A 19,037-nucleotide genomic window follows, 5' to 3' on the forward strand; every position below is an offset into this window, starting at 1 on the left:
CATGGCCCTGTCACGCCGACAATTCCTGAGCGTTGCCGCCGCGGGTGCGGGCGCGATCCTCGTCGCGCCGCGGATCGTATTCGCGAACGTCGCGACCGACCGGCGCTTCGTGTTCGTGATCCAGCGCGGCGCGGCCGACGGCCTGAACATCGTCGTCCCGTATGCGGAACCCGCGTATGCGTCGCTGCGCGGCCCGCTCGCGATCGACACGGCGGCCGCGACGCGGCTCGACGGCACGTTCGCGCTGCATCCGTCGCTCGCGCAAACCGCGCAGCTGTATCGCGACGGGCAGGCGCTGTTCGTTCATGCGATCGCGTCGCCGTATCGCGACCGGTCGCATTTCGACGGCCAGAACGTGCTCGAAACGGGCGGCCGCGCGCCATACCAGGTGAAGGACGGCTGGCTGAACCGGCTCGCCGCGCTGCTGCCGGCGACACGCGAAAACGCGATCGCGTTCGCGCCGACCGTGCCGCTCGCGTTGCGCGGCGCCGTGCAGGCCGCGTCGTATGCGCCGTCCGGTTTGCCGGCCGCGCCGGACGACCTGCTCGCGCGCGTGTCGTCGCTCTACGAGGCCGACGCGCAGCTCGGCCCGCTGTGGCAGTCGGCGATGGACGCGCGCGGCCTGGCCGGCGACGCGCATGCGCGGCAGGACCCGGCCGGCGTCGGCAAGCTCGCGGCGACGTTCCTCGCACGCGACGACGGCCCGCGGATCGCGATGATCGAGACAGGCGGCTGGGACACGCACAGCGCGCAGAACGCGCGGCTCGCGAACCAGTTGAAGGCGCTCGACACGATGCTCGCCGCGCTGCGCGACGGCCTCGGGCCCGCCTGGCAGCAGACCACGGTGCTGGTCGCGACCGAGTTCGGCCGCACGGCGGCCGTGAACGGTACGGGCGGCACCGATCACGGGCAGGCGTCGGTCGCGATGCTCGCAGGCGGCGCGGTGGCCGGCGGCCGCGTGATCGCCGACTGGCCGGGGCTGCGGCCGGGCGACCTGTACGAAGGGCGCGACCTGAAGCCGACTGCGTCGCTCGACGCGCTGATCTCGGGCGCAGCTGCCGAAAGCCTGCGGCTCGATCCGCGCCGCACGGCAGCTGCGTTGTTCGCGGAAAGCGGCGCGATGCGGCCGATGACCGGCTTGATTCGCGGAGCCGCGTGACGCGGCGCATGCCGCGTTCGTGCCCGCCGACCGACTACACAACAGGGAGAATTGACGATGAAGATGCGATCCGTTTCGCTTGCCGTGCTGGTGAGCGCAAGTGCCGTGCTGATGTCCGCCTGCGTGGTCGAACCCGTACGGCCGCCGCAGCCGGCGCCGCTCGTCGAGGTGGCACCGCCGCCGCCTGCACCGGGCTATCGCTGGGCAAAGGGGCATTACCGGTGGGCCGGCAATCACTGGGCGTGGGTGCCGGGGCACTGGGTGGCGGTGTACTGACCGGCCGTGACGTGCCGGGCGGTGCGGATACCGGCTACCACCCGATCCGGTGCTTCTCCTCCGTTTCGCGATGCCGCCAGTCGTCGTCCGCGTGCAGGTACTGGCTCGTCGTCGTGAGCGACACATGGCCGAGATTGTCGCGCACGAGCCGCAGGTCGACGCGGCCGTCGGCCATGTGCGAGCCTGCGCTGTGGCGCAGCCAGTGCGCGGACGCCTGTTCGAGCACGCGTGCCTGCTGGTCGCCGGCTTCGCCGTTCGCGCGCAGCCGGTCGGCCGCGTGCCGGAATACCTGCTTCACGATACGGTGCAGCGCTGCACGCGTGAGCGGCTTGCGCGTCCGGCCGACCGGCAGCACGAGCGGCGTGGGCTCGCCGTCCGACGGCAGCGCGGCCAGGCCATGCGCGCGCCGGTAGCGCGACAGCTCGGCCATCATCTCGTCGGTTGCCGGCACGAGCCGCTGCCGGCCGCCTTTGCCCGTCACGTCGAGCCACCAGCGGTCGTGCCCGTTCGCATCGCGCCGGCAGAAGAACTGGCCCATCGTCGTGTCGGCCGCTTCGGTGATGCGCAGCCCGCCGAGATACAGCAGCGTGAACAGCCAGCGCGCGCGATCCGCATGGAAGCACGCGCGCGCATCGTCGCGCGGCATCGTGGCGATCGCATCCTTGACCGACTGCCACAGCGGCTGCCCGAGATGGCGCGTGACGCGCGGCGCGGGCCGGCGCTGCCGTTGCCGCGACAACGCGAGCGGGTTGCCGGCCAGATAGCCGGCCTGCACGAGCCACGAGAACATCACGTTCAGGATCACCAGCGCCTGCCGCTGGCTGGCCGCCGACAGCGGCCCGTAGAACGGCCGCCAGCGCGGATCGTCGCGCGGATGCTTGCGGCCGCCGTTCGCACACCACAGGTCGGCCGGCGCGGGCGCGAGCAGGAACTGCCGGTAGACGACGAGATCCTCGTGCGTGAGCGACGACAGCGGCTTGCCGCACGCGATCACGGCCCACAGCAGCAGGCGCTCGGCTTCCTTGCGGTAGTTCTGGAACGTGGTCGGCGTATCGACGAAGCGCGCGAGCCACGCGCGCACGGCGTCGAGATCGTTGGTCGCGGCGATCTGCGGATGCGCGCTGCCGGAACGGTTGGAGCCGGTGCGTCCGTCGAGCGCGGCCGGCACGGTCAGCGTATCGATCGGCAGCGGGCGCAGCGCGGCGTCGGACGGAACGGGTGAGGGCATGCGAAGGGAGGCGCGTTGCGCGAACCGCGCGGGCGTGGCCGGGCGGACGCAGGCAACGAACGCGTCAAGGCGTATCGGGAAGCGCCGATGGTACACGATCACCACACGGTGAAACCGCCGTCGATCGCGATCGCCTGGCCGGTGACGAAGCGCGCGGCCGGCGAGCACAGCCACAACACCGTTTCCGCGATGTCGCGCGGTTCGCCGAGCCGCGCCATCGGCGTGGCCTGCATCAGCCGCGCCATGTCGTCGCGATTGTCCGGCCGCTCGGTGATCGCCGTGTTCGCGATGCCGCCCGGACACACGGCATTCACGCGGATGCCGCGGCTCGCATAGTCGATCGCCACCGCTTTCGTGAGGCCGATAACGCCGCTTTTCGACGCCGAATACGCAGCGAGCCCGGGCCCGCTGACGAGCCCCATGATCGACGACGTGTTGACGATCGCGCCACCGCCGGATTGCAGCATGTACCGGCATTCGTGCTTCAGGCACAGCCACACGCCTTTCAGGTTCACGGCGATCGTGCGGTCCCATTCGCCTTCGTCGAACTCGGCGGCGGGGGCTCCGCGCGGTGCGATGCCCGCGTTGTTGAACGCGAAGTCGAGGTGGCCGAACGTGGCGGCCGTCGTGTCGATTGCCGCGCGCACGTCATCGTCGCGCGCCACGTCGGCGCGTAGCACGATCGCCTTTGCGCCGAGGCGCTCGATTTCGTGCGCGGTGTCTTCCGCGGCGGATACCGCGGTGTCCAGCAGCGCGACCTGCGCACCGGCTTCGGCGAAACATAGGGCGGCCTGACGTCCGATACCGGTCGCCGCACCGGTCACGACGGCGACTTTTCCTGCGAAATGTTCCATACCTGTCTCCTGAGGCGCGGGGTGGAGCGACAGGTTAGGCGGTACGGGCCGGTGCTTCGACGTTGAAACGGACTAGGCGGATTCGACGGCGGGCATTCGTCGCGCAGCGCCCCTCACCCCAGTGACAGCACGCTGTTCAACAACATCCGCACCAGCGTGGCCTGCCGCGTGACGCCCGTCTTCGAAAAGATCGCACGCAGGTGCGAACGCGCGGTGTTCTTGCTGATCGCGAGTTCGTCGGCCGCTTCCTCGAGCGTCTGCCCGTTGACGAGCGCGAGCGCCAGCGCCGTTTCGGCCGGCGTGAGGTCGAACAGCTTGCGCACGATGTCGTGCGACGCCTGCGACTTGCGCTCGGCATCGCGGATGAAGATCGCGCACGCCGGCCGGCGCGGGTTGTCCTCCGACCATTCGCTCAACGGGACCGCACGGATCAGCACGCCGAGCCGCGGCTTGCCGGACGGGCGCGGCACCGCGATCGCGTGCGCGACCGACGGCGTGACGCCCGTGCGTTCCGCGAGCACCTGGCGGATCAGCTTCTGCAGCTTGCGGTCCTCGAGCGGATACGACGCCTCGAGCGTGCCGCCGCGCACGCGCAGGCCGTCGCATTCGGCGAAGATCTCGTCGGCGACGGAGTTGGTCCTCATGATCGTGCCGCGCTCGTCGAGAATCGCGGTGCCGACGAGCATGCGGTCGATCGTGCTCGCATACAGCGTGCGCTCGGATTCGACCATCCCGAACTTCGCGTGCAGCCGCACCGCGCGCTTCAGGTGCGGCAGCAGTGCGTTGCACACGGCCTTGTCGGCCGCCGAGAATGCCTGGCCGCGATGCGGACGGCAGACGCGAAAGCGGCACTCGACGCCGTCGTGCGTGCGCAGGTCGGCGCCCATCAGATAGCCGACGTCGAACGGCTTCAGGAATTCGGCATACATCGCGCTGTTGCGCCAGACGCCGACGCCGAGCAGCTCGTCGACGGTGACGACGCGATCGCCCGGCAGATTCACGAACGGGTCGAGTGCGTAGTAGTAGTTGTTGTAAGACGCGACGCCCGTCAGCGGCGCACTCTCCCCGGACGCGTTGATCATCAGCCCCGTATGGCCGCTGGCGGGCCAGCGCAGGATCATCGTCACGTAGTTCGCGTGGAGGTGCACGCGGATCTGTTCGAGCGCGGCGCCCCACGGCACGTCTTCGAGCGGGCCTTCGTAGATGGTCGTGAGCAACGCGTCGAACTGCTCGAGCGTCAGTTTCGATTGGGCAAGGTTTGGCGGCAGGGCCGGGGGCGCCGTGATCATTCGGGTTGTCTCCTGTTGCGGCCGCCGGGTCGCAGGGCGCCCGGCGTGCACGTTCGGACCGCCGGCGGCGATGCGCGTGGCGGAACCGGAACACGGTAGCGTATCGGCTCGCGCGCGACATCCCATGAATGAGGGTGGTCGAGTGCGTTTTGTAAGGTATTTGTGAACCTTCTCTCCGCGCCGCTCGTCTAACCGGCCCTCCAACGCTCCCAGAGGAACATCTGATGATTCACAAGACCCGAACGCTGCTCGGCGCGGCCGTGATTGCCGGCAGCACGCTCCTCGCCGGATGCCAGACCGACGCGGCCGCCACGGCGCCGAACGCGGCCCGCCCGGCCGACGGCAAGCCCGTGGCCAGGACCGTCTACGTCGCGCCGCAGGCGGCGCGCTGCACGGGCGTCGCGCCGATGGAGTGCCTGCAGGTGCGCAGCAGCCCGAGCGAGCCGTGGAGCTTGTGGTACGCGGGGATCGAAGGGTTTGCCTATCAGCCCGGTTACCTGTACTCGCTCGAAATCGACGAATACCGCGTCGCGCAGCCGCCGGCCGACGGTTCGTCGATCCGCTGGGTGCTCAAGCGCGTCGTCGAACGCCGTCAGGCGAACTGACGGCCGCGTTCAAGCAGATGACCGCGCCGCCGCACCGGCCGGCGGCGCGGCCGTATCGATCCGCCGGAATACGGCGGACGACAGCAGCGTCACGCCGCCCATGCACGCGAACGACAGCATGAATCCGTGCGCCATCGAGCCCCAATAGGCGGCGAACAGGTTGACGAGCCCGCCGCCGATCGACACGCCCAGGCCCATCGCGAGCATCTGCATCATCGTGAACAGGCTGTTGCCGCTGCCGGCGTCGGCATGCGACAGCCCCTTGAGCGTCACGCTGTTCATCGCCGCGAACTGCATCGAGTTCGCCGTGCCGAACACGATCAGCAGCACACCCTCCAGCACCGGCGCGGGCCGCGCCGACACCAGCGCGAATCCCGCGATCGCGCAGCCGACGATCACCGTGTTCACGACCAGGAACGTCGCATAGCCGAAGCGCTTCACGAGCGGCGCGATCCAGCGTTTCGCGATGACGCCCGCGATCGCGGCCGGCAGCATCATCAGCCCCGATTGCAGCGGCGTATAGCCGAGCTGCACCTGCATCAGCAGCGGCAGCATGAACGGCACCGAGCTCGTGCCGATCCGGCACAGCAGGTTGCCGAGCAGCCCCGAACCGAAGTTCGGCTCGCGAAACAGCCCGAGCCGGAACAGCGGCTGCGCATGCCGCCGCGCATGCGGCAGGTAGGCGAGCGCGCTCGCAAGGCCGACCACGGCAAGCCCGGCCGCCCACGCAGCGCGATGCGCGGGCGTCGGCGGGTCGATCGCGAGCGACAGCGCGATCATCGCGACCGACAGCAGCGCACAGCCGACGAAGTCGAACGGCGGCGGCTGCGTCGCGTGGTCGTGCGGCAGGTAGCGCTGCACCGCGATGAAGCCGACCACCCCGACCGGCACGTTGACGATGAACACCCAGTGCCATGAAATCGCCTGCGTGAGCCAGCCGCCGAGCGTCGGCCCGACGATCGGGCCGAGCTGGCCGGCGATCGACACGAACGCGATCGCCGCGACGTACTGTTCGCCCGGCACGCGGCGCAGCACGGCGAGCCGGCCGATCGGCAGCAGCATCGAGCCGCCGATGCCCTGCACGGCGCGCGCAATGACGAGCTGGCCGAGCGTATGCGACGCCGCGCAGCCGATCGACGCGAGCACGAACACGAGGATCGCGACCGAAAACACGCGGCGCGTGCCGAACCGGTCGGCGAGCCAGCCGGATGCCGGCGTGAGCATTGCCATCGTCAGCGTATAGACGACCACGACGGGCTGCATCGCGAGCGGCGACGCGTGCAGGCTTTGGGCGATCGAGGGTAGCGCGGTGTTGACGATCGTCGTGTCGAGCGACTGCATGAAGAATGCAGCGGCGACGATCCAGAGCAGCACGGCGTGTGTGGGTTCCCAGGACATGGCGAAATCGGCGGTGCGAAAGCCCGGCGCGGGTGCGCCGCTGCGCGGATGCGCGGCGCCTGCCGGACTTCGAGCGCTCGATGGTACCGATTCCGGTGGATATCGGGAAGCTGTCTGAGGAAATTGAGGTCGAGCCGAGCGTCACGCACGCGGTCGTGCTGAAGGCGCTCGCGGAAAAGGGGGCAGGTGACGCACGCCATGCGCCGGCATCCGGCATCCGGCGCCCGCGCCGCGCATCGTCAGGTCGACCGCTTCTGCGAAATCACGAGCAGCGCGCCGTTCTTGTCCTCCAGCACCGCGCGGTATTCGTGCGGCCCGGCCTGCACGGGCACGCGCACCGATGCGCCGGCCTTCACGACCCGCGCCATCGCCGCATACAGGTCGTCGTCTTCGTCGACGCGCAGCGTGAGCGCCGCGCGCTCGACGATCTGCTCGTCGCCCGCGACCAGCGCGATCGTCAGCGGGCCGCCGTCGAGCGCGCAATAGCGGTCGCCGTCGCGGAATTTCACGTTCAGCCCCAGCCCGTCGACGAACAGCGGCAGCGCCGTGTCGATGTCGTCGACCGGATACAGCAGCATCGATACCTTCATTCCGGTTCTCCCTTGTCTTGATGTGGGCGGCGTGCAATGCGCCGCCGGTCGATGCTAGCGCGTCGCCCGCGGGCTCACGCAGTCCGATCGGATGACGGTGAAACCCCTCTGTCCCCTCAGGCGGGCAGCTACTCCGAACAGATGATGTCCACGCCAGCCGGCACGCCGACACTCCCATTCGTGGACCGTCGCTATTCGTCCGTATCGTGCGGGCGGCCTGCGCGACCCCGACTCGTCCAACACACATGGAGACGCACGCAATGAAGTTTTCCCTCATCTACGAAGCCCAGACCACCGACGCATCGCGCGAGGGCGACCACCGGGTGTTCAAGGAGACCGTCGAGCAGGCGCTGCTCGCCGAGCAGGTCGGTTTCGACACGATCTGGTGCGTGGAGCACACGTCGCTGACCCACTATGCGCACATGAGCGCGCCGGAAACCTTCCTTGCGTACCTCGCGGGCCGCACGACGCGCATCGGCCTCGGCCACGGCGTCGTGTGCCTGCCGCCGGCGATGAACCACCCGATCAAGGTGGCGGAACGCGTCGCGCTGCTCGACATCCTGTCGGGCGGCCGCGTGCATTTCGGCGTCGGCAAGGGCGGCAGCCAGCAGGAAGCCGGCGCGTTCGGCTACGACCTCAACGAGCTGCAGCCGATGATCGACGAATCGATGTACCTCGTGCCGAAGATGTTCGTGCAGGACGAGATCGAGCACGACGGCAAGTACATCAAGATCCCGAAGCGCCCGATCCACCCGAAGCCGTTCCAGGATCCGCACCCGCCGATGTACCTCGCGTGCACGAACACCGATGCGCTGCTGCGCGCCGGCCAGCGCGGGATGGGCGCGCTGGTGCTCGGCTTCGGCGGCCCGGACGAGGTCGCGAAGAAGAATGCGGTGTACCGCGAGGCATGGGCGAACCGCAAGCCGGAAGACCAGGTCGGCTTCCGCCCGACCCAGCACCTCGCGGCGCTGTGCCCGACGGTCGTGATGGCCGACGGCCAGGCGGCCCGCAAGATCGGCATCCGCGGCCAGCGCTACTTCATGGAATCGCTCGCGTACTGGTACACGGGCGGCGAGCGTCCGGACCCGGCGAAGTGGGGCGACGATCTCGTGCAGGCCGACACCGGCGAGATGGTGATCCGCTCGCGCTTCGCGTCGGAGGAAGTCGTCGTCAACTTCGCCGACCCGGCGCTCGCGATGATGAACCCGAACCACGCGTACGGCACGGTGGACGACTGCATCGGCTATGTCGGCCGCCTGCAGGAAGCCGGTGTCGACGAAGTGCTGTTCCTGTGCCAGATGGGCACGGTGCCGCACGAAGCGCAGATGGAGACGATCCGCAACATCGGCGAGCACGTGATCCCGTTCTTCAACCGCGAGAAGGAACGCGCCTGCGCGTGATGCACGGGGCTGCGCCCGTCGTCCCGTCCGGTCGGACGATGCGGCGCGGTCGCGCGACGCCGACCATCGGTGGTGGCGAGCATCGCCCGCGGCCAGGCCGCGCCGAACAACTTTGAACGAGAGCGGGGCGCGCACCACGGCGCAGCCCCCGTTCCACAGGAGACATTCGTGCATCGCGACAACGATTCGAACGCATTGGCCGCCACGCTGGTCGCCCGGGCCGAGGCACTGGCGCCGACACTGGCCGGGCGCGCCGCGCAGGCGGACGCGCAGGGCCGGATCCCGGCCGAGACGATCGCCGACATGCAGGCCGCCGGCTTCTTCAAGGTGCTGCAGCCGAAGCGCTACGGCGGCTACGAGCTCGATCCGCAGGCCTTCTTCGACATCCAGATGGCGCTCGCGCGCGGCTGCATGTCGACCGCGTGGGTGTACGGCGTCGTCGGCGTGCACAACTGGCAGCTCGCGCTGTTCGACGAACACGCGCAGCAGGATGTCTGGGGCAACGACCCGGCCACGCTGATCGCGTCGACCTACATGCCGGTCGGCCGCGTGACGCCGGTCGACGGCGGCTTCCGCCTGTCGGGCCACTGGAAGTTCTCGAGCGGCAGCGAACTGTGCGAATGGGTGTTCCTCGGCGCGCTGGTGCCGCCGGCCGAGGCCGGCCAGCCGCCCGAATACCGGACCTTCCTGCTGCCGAAAACCGACTACCGGATCCAGCAGGACTGGGACGTGCTCGGCCTGCGCGCGACGGGCAGCCACGACATCGTCGTCGACGACGTGTTCGTGCCCGCGTACCGCACGCACAAGGCGATCGACGGGATGATGGGCACGAGCCCCGGCCTCGTCGTCAACGATGCGCCGCTGTTCAAGCTGCCGTTCGCGCAGATCTTCGTGCGCGCGGTGTGCACGTCGTGCATCGGCGCGCTGCAGGGTGCGCTGGACGATTTCACCGGCTATGCGGCGACGCGCGTGTCGGCGAACAGCGGCGCGAAGACGACCGACGATCCGGGCGCGCAGAGCGCGTGCGCGAACGCGGCCGTCGCGATCGACGAGATGAAGGTGCTGCTCCAGCGCAATTTCGCGGAACTGATGGCGTCGGTGACGGGCGGCCCGGCCGTGTCGATCGAGCGCCGCGTGCATTTCCGCTACCAGTCGGCGCAGGTCGCCGAGCGCTGCGCGCAGGCCGCGAACACGCTGCTGCGCTACGCGGGCGGCAACGGCATCTATCACCGCAATCCGCTGGTGCGCCGTTTCCTCGACCTGCATGCGGCCCGCGCGCACTACGCGAACAACGTCGACCGCTTCGGCCAGAACCTCGGCGCGGTGATGCTCGGTCGCGACAACACGGACTTCTTCATCTGACGAGGCCGTGATGAACGACACGCAAGCACAGCAATACACGTTCGACGTGGTCGTCGTCGGTTCGGGCGCGGGCGCATTGCTCGCCGCGTGCCGCGCGGCCGACCACGGGCTGTCCGTCGTCGTGATCGAGAAGACGGCGCTGTACGGCGGCACGTCGGCCGTATCGGGCGGCGGCATCTGGATTCCGTGCAACCACCATATCGCCGAGCTCGGTGCGGCCGATTCGCGCGAGGCCGCGCGCCGCTATGTCGACGCGTGCGTGGCCGGTGCGTCGGCACAGGAACGGCTCGATGCTTATCTCGATCGCGCGCCGGAGATGCTGCGCTATCTGGAAGCGAAGACGCCCGTGCGCTACCAGGCGCTGCCGAAGTACGCGGACTATTTCCAGAAGCTGCCGGGCGCGATGCCCGGTTATCGCGCGCTCGATCCGCTGCCGTTCGACGGCGGGCTGCTCGGCGAGGAATTCGACCGGCTGCGGCCGCCGTCGCCCGGCACGCTGATCTTCGGGCGTCTCGCGGTGACGTCGAAGGAAGCGCACACCTTGTTCTCGCGCGGCCCCGGCTTCATGACGCTCACGATCAGGCAGTTCGGCCGCTACTGGCTCGATGTCGGCATGCGCCGCCGCACGCGGCGCGACCGGCGCCTGACGCTCGGCAACGCATTGATCGGCGGGCTGCGCCGTGCGCTGCTCGACCGCAACGTGCCCGTGTGGCTCGACACGCCGATGCGCGACCTGCTCGACGCGGACGGCCGCGTGACGGGCGTGCGTGCGCAGCGCTTCGGGCAGCCGGTGACGATCGCCGCGCGGCATGGCGTGATCCTCGGCGCGGGCGGGTTCGAGCGCAACCAGCCGATGCGCGAGCGCTACCTGCCGCAGCCGACCCAGGCGCAATGGAGTGCGACGCCGCCGTCCAACACCGGCGACGCGATCGCCGAAGGCCACCGGCTCGGCGGCGCGCTGGACCTGATGGAGCACGTGTGGGGCGCGCCGACGGTCCGCGTCGCGGGTGAGGAGAAGCAACGCGCGCTGTTCGTCGAACGCAACCTGCCGGGCTGCGTGATCGTCAACGGCCTTGGCAAGCGCTTCGTCAACGAAGCCGCGCCGTATTCCGAATTCGTGCCCGCGATGTATCGCGACCATGCGCGCACCGGCGCGACCGTGCCCGCATGGATGGTGTTCGACGCGCGCTTTCGCCGCAAGTATCCGTGCGGGCCGGTCATGCCGGCGTCGATGATGCCCGATGCGCGGATACCGGAAGCCTTTCGCGACGTGCTCGTGAAAGCCGACACGATCGACGCGCTGGCCGCGAAGATCGGCGTCGATGCGGCCGGCCTGCACGACACGCTGCGCGACATGGCGCGCTACGCGGCCACCGGCATCGACGAGGCGTTCGGCAAGGGCGACAACGCATTCGATACGTACTACGGCGATCCGCGCAACACGCCGAACCCGTGTCTCGGGCCGGTCGACGAAGCGCCGTTCTACGCGGCGCGGATCGACGCGGGCGACATCGGCACGAAGGGCGGGCTCGTCACCGACGTGCACGCCCGCGTGCTGCGCGCCGACGGCGCGCCGATCGACGGCCTCTACGCGATCGGCAACACCAGCGCATCGGTGATGGGCGCGAGCTACCCCGGCGCGGGCTCGACGCTCGGCCCGGCGATGACCTTCGGGTATCTCGCCGCCGACCACCTGGCTGCTCGCGCAGCCGACGCCGGAGGCCGGCAGGCCCGGCCATTCACGACTGAACTTGACGGAGTCCGATCATGAGCGATCTCACCACCCACCCGCTGCGCACCGACATGCTGCTCGCGATGCGCCGCCTCGCGCGCTCCGTCACGGTCATCAGCAGCACGCACGACGGCCGGCGCTACTCGATGTCCGCGACGGCGGTCGACTCGCTGTCGACCGATCCGCCTTCGCTGCTGATCTGCATCAACCGCACCGCGTCGCTGTATCCGCCGCTCGATGCGGGCGCGCCGTTCTGCGTGAACGTGCTGTCCGCACGCCACGAAGGTGTCGCGATCGACTGCAGCGGCCGCCTGAAGGGCGAGGCGCGCTTCACGACCGGCGACTGGCATACGTCGCCGCACGGCGTGCCGTATCTGCGCGACGCGCAGGCGAGCCTCGTGTGCGAGCAGGACGGCCGCTTCGAATACGGCACGCATACGGTGTTCATCGGGCGCATCCGCGAGGTGCTGATGAGCGGCGACGTCGATCCGCTCGTCTATCTCGACGGCGCGTATACGACGCCCGGCGCGCCGGTGGCCCGTGCGGCGGCGTGACGCAAGGAACCGGCGATGAGCGATCCACGCTTCCACCGGCTGGCCGTGGCCGAAGTGATTGCCGAAAGCGACGACGCGTGCTCGTTCGTGTTCGACGTCCCGGCCGCGCTGCGTGAAGCATTCACATACCGGCCCGGGCAGTTCCTGACGCTGAACGTGCCGTGCGCGGACGCGACCGTCGCGCGCTGCTATTCGCTGTCGAGCGCACCGGATATCGACGCGGCGCCGAAGATCACCGTCAAGCGCGTGCGCGACGGCCGCGCGTCGAACTGGCTGTGCGACCGCGTGAAGGCCGGCGACACGCTCGACGTGCTACCGCCGGCCGGCGTGTTCACGCCGCGCACGCTCGACGGCGACCTGCTGCTGTTCGCGGGCGGCAGCGGCATCACGCCCGTGCTGTCGATCCTGAAATCGGCGCTCGTGCACGGCCGCGGGATGCTGACGCTGATCTATGCGAACCGCGACGAACGCTCGGTGATCTTCCGCACCGAGTTGCAGCAGCTTGCGCAGCGCCATCCGGGCCGCGTGCGCGTGATCCACTGGCTCGACAGCGTGCAGGGCATCCCGCAGCAGCGCCATCTCGAGGAACTCGCGCGGCCGTTCAGCCAGCAGGAGACGTTCATCTGCGGGCCCGCGCTGTTCATGGAGAACGCGCTGGCCGCGATGCTCGGCCTCGGGTTGCCGCGGGCCCGCGTGCATGTCGAGCGGTTCGCGTCGCTGCCCGATGCGCCGGCGCAGGCCGGCACCGCGGCGCAGGCGGCGGCAACGGCGGCGTCCGGCGACGGCGCGGCGATCGAGACGGTGCTCGACGGCGACGCGTTCGCGTTCGACAGCGCGCCCGGCGAAACGCTGCTCGACGCGATGCTGCGCGCGGGCGTGCCGGCGCCGAATTCATGCCGGATGGGGCAGTGCGGCGCGTGCATGTGCCGGATCGAGCGCGGCGAGGTCGCGCTCGACGGCAACCACGTGCTCGACGACGACGAGATCGCGGCCGGCTGGACGCTCGCCTGCTGCGCGCGGCCCGCGAGCGACGCGCTGCGCGTGGTGTTTCCCGACTGAGCCGTGGCGCGCCTGCTGCGCGCACGGCCATCCTGATCTATGACGATGGACAATGAAATCCTGACCACGCCCGCGCTGATCGCACGGGCTGCCGCGCGCCACGGCGCGCATCCGGCGATCGAGTCGGAACACGGCCGGCTGACCTACGCGGAACTCGACGCCGCGCGACTCGATGCGGCCCGTGCGCTGCTGGCGAGCGGTATCGACGCCGGCGACCGCATCGCGGTCTGGGCGCCGAACCTGCCGCAATGGATCGTCGCGGCGCTGGCGATCCACACCGTCGGCGCGATCCTGGTGCCGGTCAATACGCGGATGAAGGGGATGGAGGTCGGCGGCATCCTGCACGACGGCGGTGCGCGACTGCTGTTCTGCTGCGGCGCCTTCCTCGGCGAATCGTATCCGGCGATGCTCGCGCCGCACCGGCCCGCGACGCTCGAGCGGGTCGTCGTGTTCGACGGAGAGCCGCCGTCCGGTGCGCGCGACGAGACCTGGAACGCGTTCCTCGCGCGCGGTGCGGCGGTATCGCAGGCCGCGGTGCGCGAACGCGAGGCGCAGGTCACGCCCGACACCGTGATGGACCTGATGTTCACGTCGGGCACGACGGGCCGTCCGAAGGGCGTGATGACCGCGCACGGCCAGAACCTGCGCGCCGCGCAGGCATGGGCCGCGATCGCGGGCGTGCGACAGGACGACCGCTACCTGATCGTCAATCCGTTCTTCCATACGTTCGGCTACAAGGCCGGCTGGCTCGCTGCGCTGTCGAGCGGCGCGACCGTGCTGCCGCATCTCGTGTTCCAGCCCGCCGACGTGTTGCGGCGCGTCGCCGACGATCGCGTGTCGGTGCTGCCCGGGCCGCCGACGCTGTACTACGCACTGCTCGACGCACCCGATCGCTCGACGCGCGACCTGTCGTCGCTGCGGATCGCGGTGACGGGCGCAGCGGCGATCGCACCGAGCCTGATCGAGCGGATGCGCGCGGAGCTCGGCTTCGAGACGGTACTGACCGGCTACGGGCTGACCGAATCGTGCGGCTTCGCGACGTTGTGCCGTCACGGCGACGATGCGGAGACGGTCGCCTATACGTCGGGCCGGCCGATGCCGGACGTCGAGCTGCGCATCGCGGGGCCGGGCGGCATACCGCTCGGTGCGGACGAGACCGGCGAGATCTGGGTGCGCGGCTACAACGTGATGCGCGGCTACTTCAACCAGCCGGACGCCACGCGCGAGACGGTCGATGCGGACGGCTGGCTGCATACGGGCGATCTCGGCTGCGTCGATGCGAACGGCAACCTGAAGATCACCGACCGCATCAAGGACATGTTCATCGTCGGCGGCTTCAACTGCTATCCGGCGGAGATCGAACGGCTGCTCGCCGCGCATCCGGCGATCGCGCAGGTCGCGCTGGTCGGCGTGCCCGATACGCGCCTCGGCGAGGTCGGTCATGCGTATGTCGTGCTGCGTCCGGGTGCGCATGTCGATGCCGGCGAACTGAACGACTGGGCGCGCAGCAACATGGCGAACTACAAGGTGCCGCGATTTTTCACGTTCGTCGAGCAGCTGCCGACGAGCGCCGCGGGGAAGGTGCTGAAGTACCGGTTGCGCGCGGCGGCCGACGCGGCTGCCTGAGCGACGACGGATTTCCGCAGGGCGCGGTGCTCGTGTTCGGCAGCAGCGGCGGGATCGGGCAGGGCGTCGCGCTCGAGATCGCACGCGCCGGCGTGCCTTCCTGAAATCATCGACGAAGCTGGCCGGGATGCCGATCGGCTCGCTTGTCGCATCCGTACCCGGCGCGGGCAAGATGCATGCGCACGCATCGGTATTCACCCTGCCTCGTCACGCACGAGGGTGCATCGGCACCGCATGCGCATGCCACGAGGTCACACTTTTGCAACGCTTTTCCAACGTGTTCCTCTGCACACGATCGATCGCGATGGCGACGCGCGTGCGCTGACGCGCCGTCCGGTCTCGTTCTGCTGACATTGCGCGATCGATGCGCGATTCCGCCGATCGCGTAATTCGGCCTGGCGTGCCGAATACGGATACGTTCCTGAAACATTTCCCCACCATTGCGACCCGCAGTGTCGCGCGTGCGCGGCCGTCACGCTTTTCCCGCTTCGATTTGCGCCGCATGGCACGTGCCTTGCGGTTGACCCGGTGCCGCCGGCGCAGACGGATTCGCCAGAACGATCAGCACATCGGCGGCGTGTAACGACATCGAAACAAACCGGGGATCGGATCGGGTCGCGGGCGCCGCGTGTCGTGGCGCAAGCGCCGCGCATGTCGTATCGGTCATGCGCACGGTGCAACGCGTTCCCGATCCGTCGAACAGCAAGCTTGCTTGCAAGGTGTCGTGCCGGGGTTCGCACCGCGCATCGCGACGAAGGCCGCGTGCGGCGGGACGCTGCGCCCGGCACGTGTCGGGGGAGGCGCCCGTGAAAACGACGGTGAATCAATGGGCATTCGTCGCGGTGGCGTTTGCCGCGAGTGCGCACGCGCAGGAAATCTATCTGCAGGGCGGTACGCAGGGCGTCGGCATCGGCGCGGCCGTGAGCTTCAATTCGATGCTGGGTGCGCATGCGGATTTCAACGCGATCGATCTTTCGCATGACTTCACGGTGGCCGGCAATCGCTATCAGGACGACCTGAAACTGCGCCAGGGCGGCTTGTACGCCGACATCTTTCCGTGGCGGGGCAGCGGCTTCCGCGCGACGCTCGGGCTGCGCTTCAACGACGACGAGCTTCGCGGCGTGTCGGTACCGACCAACGGCACTTACGTGTTCGGCGGCAAGCGCTATCCGGCGCTGCCGGGGATGTATGCGGTCGCGGAAGCGCGCTATCCGACCGTGATGCCGTATGCGGGTATCGGCTACGGGCACCGGCCGGCGTCGAAAGGGCTCGGATTCGTCGCTGATATCGGCGTCGCGTACGGGATCCCGAAATGTTCGTACTCGCTGTCGCCGGAACTGGCGGCCGCGGCCGGACCGGTGAAGAGCCAGATCCTGGTCGCGAGCGGGCTCGACCAGCTGCGGCGGGTGATGTCGCGATACCGGTGGTATCCGGTCTTGCAGATCGGGATTTCGTACCGGTTCTGAACTGCGCATCCGTCACGACGTGACCGTGTGATGCTCGCGAACGGGGTCGGCCGCGCGGCGTGCGGGGCGTGCATCGTTGCGCTTCGCGATGAACGGGTGCTCGATGTAGCGGTAGGTCAGCAGCGCGCAGAAGACGGCGATCAGCGCGCTTGCAAGCGACAGCGCCCAGATGCCGGGGACGCCGGCCGAATCGATCGGGAACGCGAACTTGTTGGCCGCATGCGTGATCGCGTACACGATCACCATGTAGATGCTGAAACTGGCGGTGCCGAGCAGCGCGAGCGGCCGCGTGCCGAGCACACCGTAGAACGTGTTCCCGCACGCGACGCAGAGGAATACCGGGAGCAGCGGCAGCGCGCCCTCGATTGAATAGCGTTCGGTCGGGGACGGGGACACGGCGAGGATCAGCAACGCGACGGTAGCCGCCGATTTCGTGCCGAGCCGCGCACGGATCACGGGGTGCCGCGATACCTCGTATGCCGCGGCGCCGAACGCGAACAGCAGCGCCATGCCGGCTGGCGGTCCGAACAGCGCGGCGCAGGCCATGACGATCGCGAGCGCGAGCAGCTTGCGCCACGCGTGCGTGGCGACGAACCATGCGAGCAGCGGAACGGCGACGTAGAAGCGCCATTCGTATGCGAGCGTCCACCACACGCCGCTCAGATAACTGGTTCGCGCCGCACCGTTGATCGGGAACGCTCCGAACCAGCCGAGCGACACCGCTTTGAGCAGGTCGCCCAGCAATTGCGCCGGAGCGCCGACGGCGTTGCGGGGAAACCAGTACAGCGTGCACGCGACGATGACGACCGCGTAAGACAGGTAGAGCGGCGCGAGGCGTCGCACGCGTCCGACGAAGAAGGTCCGCACGTCGAACGAGCGTCGGCATGCGCGTTCCCAGAACAGGAAACCGGTGACCATGAAGAACATCGCGACGGGAATCGTCCCGAGATTGCGCAGGAAATCGGAGTCGGCTCCCCAGATGCCGGTCGACAGCAACGCCTGGTTGCACGCGAAGTGATGGAAGACGACGGAGGTGGCCAGGATGCCGCGGAATCCGTCCAGGTTGCGATAGCGCATCGACAACGAACGGTCGACGGCCCACCGGTAGAACGGCACGTGCCTGGCGACGAGCCACGCGATGATCGCGACGGCCGCGAGGCATGCCGGGAAGTAGAGTTTGTCGGGAGTCGGGGAGAACAGGGTGGCCGGAGAGAGCGTAACAAAGTCCACTGAAGAGCGTCTCGTGTCTTGGATCGGGGTTTCAGGCACGGAGGGTCCGCGTCGATGCAAGGTCTTCTGCGCGCTTCGTGCGGCGTTCGATCGCCGACTTATGGGCTGATGGTAGCAAACGGTTGCAACGGCCGCAGCCCGTTGTGCAACACGATGTTTCAGCGTGAAGCGAGATGGCGCCCGTATTCCGTCGCGCATGACGCCAACGATGCTCGTGTCGCAAATCCCGTTCCTCGCCGGCCGGACATTCGTCGCTGTCGACGGCACTTGACTGGCCATTCGGCCGGCTTCCACATCGTCCCGCTCCGGCTTACCTTGAGCGACAGCAGTTCGACGCGTCGGGCCCGCGGCGGAAGGTGGACGGATTCATGCCGTCCACCGCCGCGGGTCTGCGCCGACCCCGTTGTCCGTCCGGTCATGAAGGTGATAGCAATGCTTGCAATTCATCATCATGGCGCTATCATTGATAGCAAATCCGGATGGAGGAACTCATGGCAAATTTACTGGTGCGTAACGTGGATGACACTATCGTTCAGAGCCTGCGCGAGCAGGCTGCGGCAAACGGCAGGAGCGCCGAGGCCGAACATCGGGCCATTCTGGCCGAAGCGCTCGGCCGCCCGAAGCGGCGGACATTCGCGCAAGTGCTGATGAGCATGCCGGAGGTCGGCGAGGACGCGGATTTCCAACGGGTTCAGGATTCCGGCGAGGTCAGGCGTGTTTTTGATTGATACGAACGTCATCAGCGAAATCAGGAAGGGCAAGCGAACCAACCGCGGCGTGCGGTCGTTCTTCAGGCAGGCCGAGGTCGACGCGAGCCCGCTCTACTTGTCCGTCGTGACGGTGGCCGAGCTGCGGCGCGGCGTCGACCTGATCCGTCATCGCGGCGATCACGTCCAGGCGTCGGCGCTCGACGCGTGGATGGCGATGATCCTGTCCGGCTATGCGCCGAACATCCTGCCGGTCGATATCGAGATCAGCCAGATGTGGGGGCATTTGCGCGCGCCCGATCCGGCGCACGAACTCGACAAGCTGATCGCGGCCACCGCGCTGATCAACGATCTCACGGTCGTCACGCGCAACGTCGGCGATTTCGCGCGCACCGGCGTGCGCCTGCTGAATCCGTTCGACTAGCGGCGGCGTGGCGGCGTCTGGTGGTCTGCCGTCGCGCGAAATCGACGCGGGCGGCGGCCGGCAGGCAAGCCGGCACCC

The 19,037-nt window shown here is 68.9% G+C and carries 18 protein-coding genes; 12 read left to right on the forward strand and 6 right to left on the reverse strand.

Annotated elements, in window-relative coordinates; all coding sequences use genetic code 11:
- Nucleotide 1: 1 nt before the first annotated feature.
- Both AC5LXX_RS22620 and AC5LXX_RS22625 read left to right on the forward strand, forming a co-directional pair.
- Nucleotides 2-1,159, forward strand: a complete 1,158-nt coding sequence (locus AC5LXX_RS22620; protein ID WP_493413247.1) for a DUF1501 domain-containing protein — start codon at nucleotides 2-4, stop codon at nucleotides 1,157-1,159.
- Between the two features lie 57 nt (nucleotides 1,160-1,216).
- Entirely contained in the window at nucleotides 1,217-1,435 is a 219-nt protein-coding gene (locus tag AC5LXX_RS22625) for a YXWGXW repeat-containing protein (RefSeq protein WP_493405377.1), read from the forward strand.
- A 34-nt stretch (nucleotides 1,436-1,469) separates the two neighbouring features.
- On the opposite strand, the gene AC5LXX_RS22630 is transcribed toward AC5LXX_RS22625, so the two are convergent.
- From AC5LXX_RS22630 to AC5LXX_RS22640, 3 genes are all read right to left on the reverse strand, one after another.
- Entirely contained in the window at nucleotides 1,470-2,663 is a 1,194-nt protein-coding gene (locus AC5LXX_RS22630) for a tyrosine-type recombinase/integrase (protein ID WP_493413248.1), read from the reverse strand.
- Nucleotides 2,664-2,761: 98 nt separating this feature from the next.
- Nucleotides 2,762-3,517 (reverse strand): SDR family NAD(P)-dependent oxidoreductase, encoded by a 756-nt coding sequence (locus tag AC5LXX_RS22635; protein WP_493413249.1) that lies wholly within the window; start codon nucleotides 3,515-3,517, stop codon nucleotides 2,762-2,764.
- 113 nt (nucleotides 3,518-3,630) lie between these two features.
- Nucleotides 3,631-4,806: a helix-turn-helix transcriptional regulator gene (locus AC5LXX_RS22640; protein ID WP_493413250.1), complete on the reverse strand. Its 1,176-nt coding sequence runs from the start codon at nucleotides 4,804-4,806 to the stop codon at nucleotides 3,631-3,633.
- A 224-nt stretch (nucleotides 4,807-5,030) separates the two neighbouring features.
- On the opposite strand from AC5LXX_RS22640, the gene AC5LXX_RS22645 reads away from it, so the two are divergent.
- Nucleotides 5,031-5,411 carry a DUF4377 domain-containing protein gene (locus AC5LXX_RS22645; RefSeq protein ID WP_493413251.1) on the forward strand — a complete coding sequence of 127 codons (381 nt, stop codon included), beginning with the start codon at nucleotides 5,031-5,033 and terminating at the stop codon, nucleotides 5,409-5,411.
- Between the two features lie 9 nt (nucleotides 5,412-5,420).
- Here AC5LXX_RS22645 and mdtD read toward each other — a convergent pair whose 3' ends face one another.
- Both mdtD and AC5LXX_RS22655 read right to left on the reverse strand, forming a co-directional pair.
- Nucleotides 5,421-6,809 (reverse strand): multidrug transporter subunit MdtD, encoded by a 1,389-nt coding sequence (gene mdtD, locus AC5LXX_RS22650; protein WP_493413252.1) that lies wholly within the window; start codon nucleotides 6,807-6,809, stop codon nucleotides 5,421-5,423.
- Nucleotides 6,810-7,048: 239 nt separating this feature from the next.
- Nucleotides 7,049-7,399, reverse strand: a complete 351-nt coding sequence (locus tag AC5LXX_RS22655) for a VOC family protein (protein ID WP_493413253.1) — start codon at nucleotides 7,397-7,399, stop codon at nucleotides 7,049-7,051.
- 260 nt (nucleotides 7,400-7,659) lie between these two features.
- On the opposite strand from AC5LXX_RS22655, the gene AC5LXX_RS22660 reads away from it, so the two are divergent.
- From AC5LXX_RS22660 to AC5LXX_RS22690, 7 genes are all read left to right on the forward strand, one after another.
- Nucleotides 7,660-8,799 carry an LLM class flavin-dependent oxidoreductase gene (locus AC5LXX_RS22660; RefSeq protein WP_493413254.1) on the forward strand — a complete coding sequence of 380 codons (1,140 nt, stop codon included), beginning with the start codon at nucleotides 7,660-7,662 and terminating at the stop codon, nucleotides 8,797-8,799.
- 168 nt (nucleotides 8,800-8,967) lie between these two features.
- Nucleotides 8,968-10,161, forward strand: coding sequence for an acyl-CoA dehydrogenase family protein (locus tag AC5LXX_RS22665; protein WP_493413255.1), 1,194 nt, complete (start codon nucleotides 8,968-8,970; stop codon nucleotides 10,159-10,161).
- A 10-nt stretch (nucleotides 10,162-10,171) separates the two neighbouring features.
- Nucleotides 10,172-11,932 carry an FAD-dependent oxidoreductase gene (locus AC5LXX_RS22670; RefSeq protein WP_493413256.1) on the forward strand — a complete coding sequence of 587 codons (1,761 nt, stop codon included), beginning with the start codon at nucleotides 10,172-10,174 and terminating at the stop codon, nucleotides 11,930-11,932.
- On the forward strand, nucleotides 11,929-12,447 hold the full coding sequence (locus AC5LXX_RS22675) for a flavin reductase family protein (RefSeq protein WP_493413257.1): 519 nt from the start codon (nucleotides 11,929-11,931) through the stop codon (nucleotides 12,445-12,447). The genes AC5LXX_RS22670 and AC5LXX_RS22675 overlap by 4 nt, the downstream gene beginning before the upstream one ends.
- A gap of 15 nt (nucleotides 12,448-12,462) precedes the next feature.
- Nucleotides 12,463-13,506 carry a 2Fe-2S iron-sulfur cluster-binding protein gene (locus AC5LXX_RS22680; RefSeq protein ID WP_493413258.1) on the forward strand — a complete coding sequence of 348 codons (1,044 nt, stop codon included), beginning with the start codon at nucleotides 12,463-12,465 and terminating at the stop codon, nucleotides 13,504-13,506.
- A gap of 39 nt (nucleotides 13,507-13,545) precedes the next feature.
- Nucleotides 13,546-15,132 carry a FadD3 family acyl-CoA ligase gene (locus AC5LXX_RS22685; protein WP_493413259.1) on the forward strand — a complete coding sequence of 529 codons (1,587 nt, stop codon included), beginning with the start codon at nucleotides 13,546-13,548 and terminating at the stop codon, nucleotides 15,130-15,132.
- A gap of 788 nt (nucleotides 15,133-15,920) precedes the next feature.
- Nucleotides 15,921-16,598, forward strand: a complete 678-nt coding sequence (locus AC5LXX_RS22690) for a hypothetical protein (RefSeq protein ID WP_124447187.1) — start codon at nucleotides 15,921-15,923, stop codon at nucleotides 16,596-16,598.
- A gap of 12 nt (nucleotides 16,599-16,610) precedes the next feature.
- On the opposite strand, the gene AC5LXX_RS22695 is transcribed toward AC5LXX_RS22690, so the two are convergent.
- Complete coding sequence (locus tag AC5LXX_RS22695) at nucleotides 16,611-17,828, reverse strand: acyltransferase family protein (protein ID WP_493413260.1); 1,218 nt, start codon at nucleotides 17,826-17,828, stop codon at nucleotides 16,611-16,613.
- A gap of 491 nt (nucleotides 17,829-18,319) precedes the next feature.
- On the opposite strand from AC5LXX_RS22695, the gene AC5LXX_RS22700 reads away from it, so the two are divergent.
- Nucleotides 18,320-18,556: a FitA-like ribbon-helix-helix domain-containing protein gene (locus AC5LXX_RS22700; RefSeq protein WP_069618041.1), complete on the forward strand. Its 237-nt coding sequence runs from the start codon at nucleotides 18,320-18,322 to the stop codon at nucleotides 18,554-18,556.
- On the forward strand, nucleotides 18,543-18,959 hold the full coding sequence (locus tag AC5LXX_RS22705) for a type II toxin-antitoxin system VapC family toxin (protein WP_493413261.1): 417 nt from the start codon (nucleotides 18,543-18,545) through the stop codon (nucleotides 18,957-18,959). The genes AC5LXX_RS22700 and AC5LXX_RS22705 overlap by 14 nt, the downstream gene beginning before the upstream one ends.
- Nucleotides 18,960-19,037: the final 78 nt, after the last annotated feature.

The organism is Burkholderia torrens, assembly GCF_984668525.1.

Bases quoted from the DNA above. Each gene is read 5' to 3' on its own strand.
- AC5LXX_RS22620 (WP_493413247.1), top strand. From the start codon at position 2: ATGGCCCTGTCACGCCGACAATTCCTGAGCGTTGCCGCCGCGGGTGCG.
- AC5LXX_RS22625 (WP_493405377.1), top strand. From the start codon at position 1,217: ATGAAGATGCGATCCGTTTCGCTTGCCGTGCTGGTGAGCGCAAGTGCC.
- AC5LXX_RS22630 (WP_493413248.1), bottom strand. From the start codon at position 2,663: ATGCCCTCACCCGTTCCGTCCGACGCCGCGCTGCGCCCGCTGCCGATC.
- AC5LXX_RS22635 (WP_493413249.1), bottom strand. From the start codon at position 3,517: ATGGAACATTTCGCAGGAAAAGTCGCCGTCGTGACCGGTGCGGCGACC.
- AC5LXX_RS22640 (WP_493413250.1), bottom strand. From the start codon at position 4,806: ATGATCACGGCGCCCCCGGCCCTGCCGCCAAACCTTGCCCAATCGAAA.
- AC5LXX_RS22645 (WP_493413251.1), top strand. From the start codon at position 5,031: ATGATTCACAAGACCCGAACGCTGCTCGGCGCGGCCGTGATTGCCGGC.
- mdtD (WP_493413252.1), bottom strand. From the start codon at position 6,809: ATGTCCTGGGAACCCACACACGCCGTGCTGCTCTGGATCGTCGCCGCT.
- AC5LXX_RS22655 (WP_493413253.1), bottom strand. From the start codon at position 7,399: ATGAAGGTATCGATGCTGCTGTATCCGGTCGACGACATCGACACGGCG.
- AC5LXX_RS22660 (WP_493413254.1), top strand. From the start codon at position 7,660: ATGAAGTTTTCCCTCATCTACGAAGCCCAGACCACCGACGCATCGCGC.
- AC5LXX_RS22670 (WP_493413256.1), top strand. From the start codon at position 10,172: ATGAACGACACGCAAGCACAGCAATACACGTTCGACGTGGTCGTCGTC.
- AC5LXX_RS22675 (WP_493413257.1), top strand. From the start codon at position 11,929: ATGAGCGATCTCACCACCCACCCGCTGCGCACCGACATGCTGCTCGCG.
- AC5LXX_RS22680 (WP_493413258.1), top strand. From the start codon at position 12,463: ATGAGCGATCCACGCTTCCACCGGCTGGCCGTGGCCGAAGTGATTGCC.
- AC5LXX_RS22685 (WP_493413259.1), top strand. From the start codon at position 13,546: ATGACGATGGACAATGAAATCCTGACCACGCCCGCGCTGATCGCACGG.
- AC5LXX_RS22700 (WP_069618041.1), top strand. From the start codon at position 18,320: ATGGCAAATTTACTGGTGCGTAACGTGGATGACACTATCGTTCAGAGC.